Source organism: Marseilla massiliensis, assembly GCF_016899855.1.
Classification (GTDB): domain Bacteria; phylum Bacteroidota; class Bacteroidia; order Bacteroidales; family Bacteroidaceae; genus Prevotella.
In genome coordinates this window covers 1-5338 of the sequence record NZ_JACJJG010000151.1, presented here as the reverse complement: position 1 = coordinate 5338, position 5338 = coordinate 1, and the positions used below count along the sequence as shown (strand labels likewise).

Here is a 5338-nt window from a genome sequence, read left to right as displayed (position 1 = left end):
TTTTCTTAATTCTTAACTCTTAATCCTTAATTTTTCCGACTCCTAATTCTTAACTCTTAACTTAAATGTCCGAACTTCCCTACCTTGTCAAAGACCTCGCGCTGATACTTATCGTGGCGGGAGTGGTCACAATAGTGTTCAAGAAACTAAAGCAGCCGCTCGTGCTGGGCTACGTCGTGGCCGGATTTCTTGTCAGCCCGCACATGCCTTACACCATGTCCGTGGTCGACAGGGCGGACATCAGCACATGGGGAGACATCGGCGTGATGTTCCTTCTGTTCTCGTTGGGCCTCGACTTCTCGTTCAAGAAGATACTGAAGATGGGCATGACTCCCGTAATTGCCACGTGTTCAATCGTGTTCTGCATGATGATGCTCGGCATAGTGACGGGTCACGCGTTCGGCTGGAGCCGCATGGACTGCATCTTTCTGGGCGGTATGCTGGCCATGAGTTCTACCACCATCATCTACAAAGCACTCGACGACTTAGGGCTGAGACAGCAACGCTTCGCGGGAATTGTAATGAGCGTGCTAATCTTGGAGGACATCCTGGCCATTGTGCTGATGGTAATGCTGTCGGCGTTGGCCGTCGGCAATAACCCCGACGGTGGGCAGATGCTGGGCAGCGTGATGAAAATCGGCTTCTTCCTGATACTATGGTTCGTGGTAGGTATATACCTGATACCGTGGATGTTGCGGTCGATGCGCAAGCTGATAAACAACGAGACACTGCTCATTGTGTCGCTGGGACTGTGCTGCGCGATGGCCGTACTGTCGACGAAAGTAGGCTTCAGCAGCGCCTTCGGGGCATTTGTCATGGGCTCGATACTGGCCGAAACGGTAGAGGCAGAACGCATAACGAAGCTCGTCGAACCCGTGAAAAACCTGTTCGGGGCGGTGTTCTTCGTGTCTGTCGGCATGCTTGTAGACCCCGAAGTGCTCGTTGACTATGCCCTGCCGATATTCCTGCTCGTGCTGACAATCATCCTGGGACAAGCCATATTCGGCTCGCTAAGCTTCCTAATAAGCGGCCAGTCGCTCAAGTCGGCCATGCAGTGCGGCTTCTCGATGGCGCAAATCGGCGAGTTCTCGTTCATCATCGCGTCGCTTGGACTGTCGCTCGGGGTCATCGGTAAGTTCCTCTACCCAGTCGTGGTGGCCGTCTCTGTGATAACGACCTTCCTCACTCCATACATGATAAGGGCAGCTAACCCGTGTTACGGACTGCTTGAAAGACATCTGCCCGCCAAGTGGACAGCCGCGCTGAACAACATTACGCTAAGTCGGCGGCCGGCGCATACGGGACGGAAATGGAAGAGCCTGCTCATGCAGATGGCGCGCAACACGGTGATATACGCCATTCTTTCGGGTGCCACGATTGCCCTTATGTTCACCTTCTGCCTGCCTTTCGTCCGGCATATACTGCCCCACTGGTGGGCCAACGGCGTGTGCGGGGCTGCCACGTTGCTGCTCATTGCTCCATTCCTGCGCGCCATCGTGATGAAGAAAAACCATAGCGAGGAGTTCAAGGCGCTGTGGGCCGAGAGCACGTACAACCGTCCGGCACTGGTGTTCACCATACTTGTAAGGCTGGCCGTGGCCTCGGCGTTCGTATTTTACATATGCAACTACCTTACGAGGTTCACCAACGCGCTGATGATAAGCATTGCCGTGGCTGCCGTGGCGCTGATGGTCATCTCGCGCTCGCTCAAGAAACGTAGCATAAGGATGGAGCGGATGTTCATGCGGAACCTGCGCTCAAGGGAGATAGAGGCCGAGGTAATGGGACGCAAACGCCCCTTGTACGAAGGCAAACTGCTTGACCGTGACATCCACATTGCCGACTTCGAGGTGCCCGAAGACTCGCTCTGGGCTGGCAAGACGCTTCGCCAGCTCGAGCTGCGAAGCCGCTACGGGGTTCACGTAAGCAGCATTCTGCGCGGAATACAGCGTATCAACATACCCAAGGGGAGCACAATCGTATTTCCGTGCGACAGGATACAGGCCATCGGCAGCGACGAACAGCTTACGGCCCTGAGCTCGGCAATCGGGCGTGAGGTGCGCCCGCAGGATCCCGACATTGAGAAGCGTGAGATGAAACTGCGGCAGGCCGTGATAAGCGGGGGCGGCGCCTTTGCCGGCAAGACGATGAAGGAGAGCGGCATAAGGGACGTGTACAACTGCATGGTGGTAGGCCTGGAGGAGGGCAAGGAGAACCTTACGCTCGTCGACCCGGCACGCCGTCTCGTCAAAGGGGACGTTATCTGGCTCGTAGGAGAGGAAGAAGACCTCGAGCGCTTCAGCAGTGACAACTGACGGCCGGCAGCTACCCACACGGCTATCACTTTGCGTTGCAACTGTAGGAAACGCCTTACATATTGAAAAACGTTGACGCTCCACAGCGGGCACGGCCAGAAAAATTCCTCCAATTGACTTGTACACGCGAAACTGAAGCGTGCAAACGTAACTCGCTATAATACTTACCGTTACGCATTAAGGCCGTTTTTTGTGCATCGGAAAACGGCCTTTTTCATGCCCAAAAGCCATGATTTTCGTTGAGAAAAAGCATATTCCGCTAAATGAAAAAGCACGTTTCACCCTGAGAAAAGGCATGTTTTACAATCTAAAACATGCCTTCTTACTTTTTAATACATATTCTTTCATATAAAGTAAGGCCGTTTTGCCAAGTCCAAGTAGCATTATTACGAAATCCGTTTCCAGATTGCGCAAGGACAATGAACATCCTTCAGCGACGCTTTGCTATGCCTTACCACGCTTTAAATGACAATATGACAAATGCCGGGAAACAAATTGCGCGCGACCGGAAAACGGCCGCGCGCATATATCAAAAGCACGTTACGGACAACGCTGTACGTCAATACCACTGCACGGCATTGCTGAATCCACTGCGCTTGTCGTACTTCAGCGCATCGGTAAGTGTTGCGGCGTTGCAACGAAAAGAGAAGTTGTACGACGTATATGGTGCCAAAACGACCGAGCAACTCATGTTGAAGCAGTGGAGGTCACGCTGAAGCGAGGCCGTGGTCATTGACATCTCGTGGTTCTCGAAGTCGTATCCCGACGAGAAACTTATGTTCCATCCGTCGCTGATACGTATGTTTCCGCTGAAGTTGAGCGTCTGAGTGAAACGGTAGGGATAGCGCATAGTCTTCGTGTTGAAGCGCTCGCGCCTTGTGTCCTCACGCATGGATATACCGTAACCGATGGTAAGAGACCATGGCATTGAGAACTTCATGTATCCGTCCTCGTCTGTCTCCGCCTTTCCGGCGCTCTCCTTCTTAGCCCCATGCTGTCCGCGCACGAGGTCGTCGTCGACGTTACTCTCTATGTCGGTATTGTCGGTCTCGTCCTCGTCAGTCTGCTTCTCGTCCTCCTCGTCATCGCCTCCGCCAAACCATTTCTTGATTTTCTCGGGCGTAAGGGTGAACGAGATGTTCTGCGACATACCCTGGAATCGACCGAAGCGGCCCTTGCTATATTCGGTGTGCGTTCCCACATAGGGATTGCCGTTCTCGTCCAGTTCGTAAGCGTAGGTGGCGAACACGGCGTTCATGTTGAACGTATAGCTCTTCCACCACTTTAGTCTGAGGCGCACGGTAAGGTCGCTCCACGGCCTTTCTTTGTCCGCCATGTTATAGCCCATGTTGAAACCGAGCTCGTCAATGATACTCAACTTCTTAACACCGGTTGAGTCTTTGTCCGACTTTACCTTCATCTCGATGTTGTTCGACAAGTCGAACGTTATGCTACCCGTGCTTCCGCGCGACGGCAGCGAGAATAGTCCGTGCTCGAAGGGGCTGTATTCCTCGAGCGTAACGTTGCCCTCGGCGTCGGTCTTCTGGTACGTCTCGTAGTAGCGCGAGCCGTTGTCGGGCGCGTAGCTGAACGTCACCTGCGGCGTCATGACATGCCTGATGGCTTGTATCTTGTCGCCGAAGAGCTTTTTACTGGGCGTCCAGAATCCGTAAAGCTTAGTCGACGCGCTGACGCTCATGCGCCAGTCGTACACGTTGTAAAAGCCGTATACGGTGTCGGCCACTTCCTCCTGCGCCGCCGTGTCCCATGAACGCATGATCTTGTTGGAGTACATACGGTCGGTGAAGTTGAACGACGGGTTGATGTTTATATAATTAAACAAAGTGAAGTTGGCCTGTATCGGTATCTGGTGTTGAAATCCGTTGCGCCAGTCCTTGATAAGGTTCGACTTGAACAAGAGGTCTTCTTTCGTGTCAATCGAGTTGCGCAGCTGTCCCGTGTAGCTCATGGATATCTTCTCGTACCAGCGCTCCTTGCCGGCGGCATGCCTGCGCTTGAAGGGATAGAAGCGGCTAACGGATATGTTAAGGTCGGGCAGCGTGAGGCTGACCGTTGAGTCTATCATGTTCTGGCTGAGGTTGGCCGTACCGCTCAAGGTCAGTCCGAGGCTCGAGAATGTCGAGCTCCAGCTTACGCTCGAGGTGCGCAGACTCTGCGTGTAGCTCTGCGGGTTGTACATGCTGTTGAGGTTGTTGCGCTCGTAGTCGGTAGTGGCAAAGTTGACACTGGCCGACAGACTGGTGTACGGATTGGCCTTTGAGTCCTGGCGATGGCTCCACTGAAGCTTGAAGCTGGTCTGCTCCGTATAGTCAGGCATGCCCTTGTCGCCGTTCTTGGTGTTCTGGTAACTGAAGAAGAAACTGCCGCTGTAACGGTAGCGCTTGCGGTAGTTCGAGGCCACGCTTACGCCCCACGAGCCCTTGGTGTATATCTCGCCGAGCAACTTGAGGTCCCACTTGTCGCTCATGGCGAAGTAGTATCCGCCGTCGCGCAGGTAGAATCCGCGCGAGCTCTCGTCGCCGTAGCTTGGCATGATGAAGCCGCTCGAATAGCTCTTGGTGAACGGGAAGAAGCCGTAAGGGATGGCCAACGGCAACGGTACGTCGGCCACAACGAGATAGGCGGGGCCGAACACGACGTCCTTACCAGGCCTTACCTTGGCGCGGGAGAGGGCTATGTAGAAGTCGGGGTGCTCTTGGTCGCACGTAGTATAACGGCCATGCTGAAGGTAAAGCACGCCGCTTGAGTCGCGCTTCGACTGCTCGCTCGACAGGTATCCGTCCTGCTGCGCTGTGTAGACACTGTTGATAAAGCCCTTTTTCGTCTTGAAGTTGAACGACATGGTGTCGCTCTCGTAAGTGTCCTGCCCCATCACGAACACTGGCTTGCCGTCTATCTTGCCCGCCGTGTCGGCAGTACCCGTGGCATGTACAATGCTGCTGTCGAGGCTCATCTGTATGCGGTCGCTCTTGAGGTCCATGTTCTGGTACTTCACGTTGGCC

2 protein-coding genes are annotated in these 5338 nt (G+C 54.1%); one reads left to right on the top strand and one right to left on the bottom strand.

All coding sequences use genetic code 11. The features are described 5' to 3' along the window. Positions 1–65: 65 nt before the first annotated feature. Positions 66–2315, top strand: a complete 2250-nt coding sequence (locus H6A34_RS13620) for a cation:proton antiporter (protein ID WP_021948946.1) — start codon at positions 66–68, stop codon at positions 2313–2315. A gap of 559 nt (positions 2316–2874) precedes the next feature. Here the strand turns inward: H6A34_RS13620 and H6A34_RS13615 are convergent. Then, the coding region (locus tag H6A34_RS13615; RefSeq protein ID WP_205105959.1) for a putative LPS assembly protein LptD at positions 2875–5338 on the bottom strand (2464 nt) is incomplete at its 5' end.

What these genes read in the sequence shown, in the direction of transcription:
- H6A34_RS13620 (WP_021948946.1), top strand. Translation starts at nt 66, where the DNA reads ATGTCCGAACTTCCCTACCTTGTCAAAGACCTCGCGCTGATACTTATC.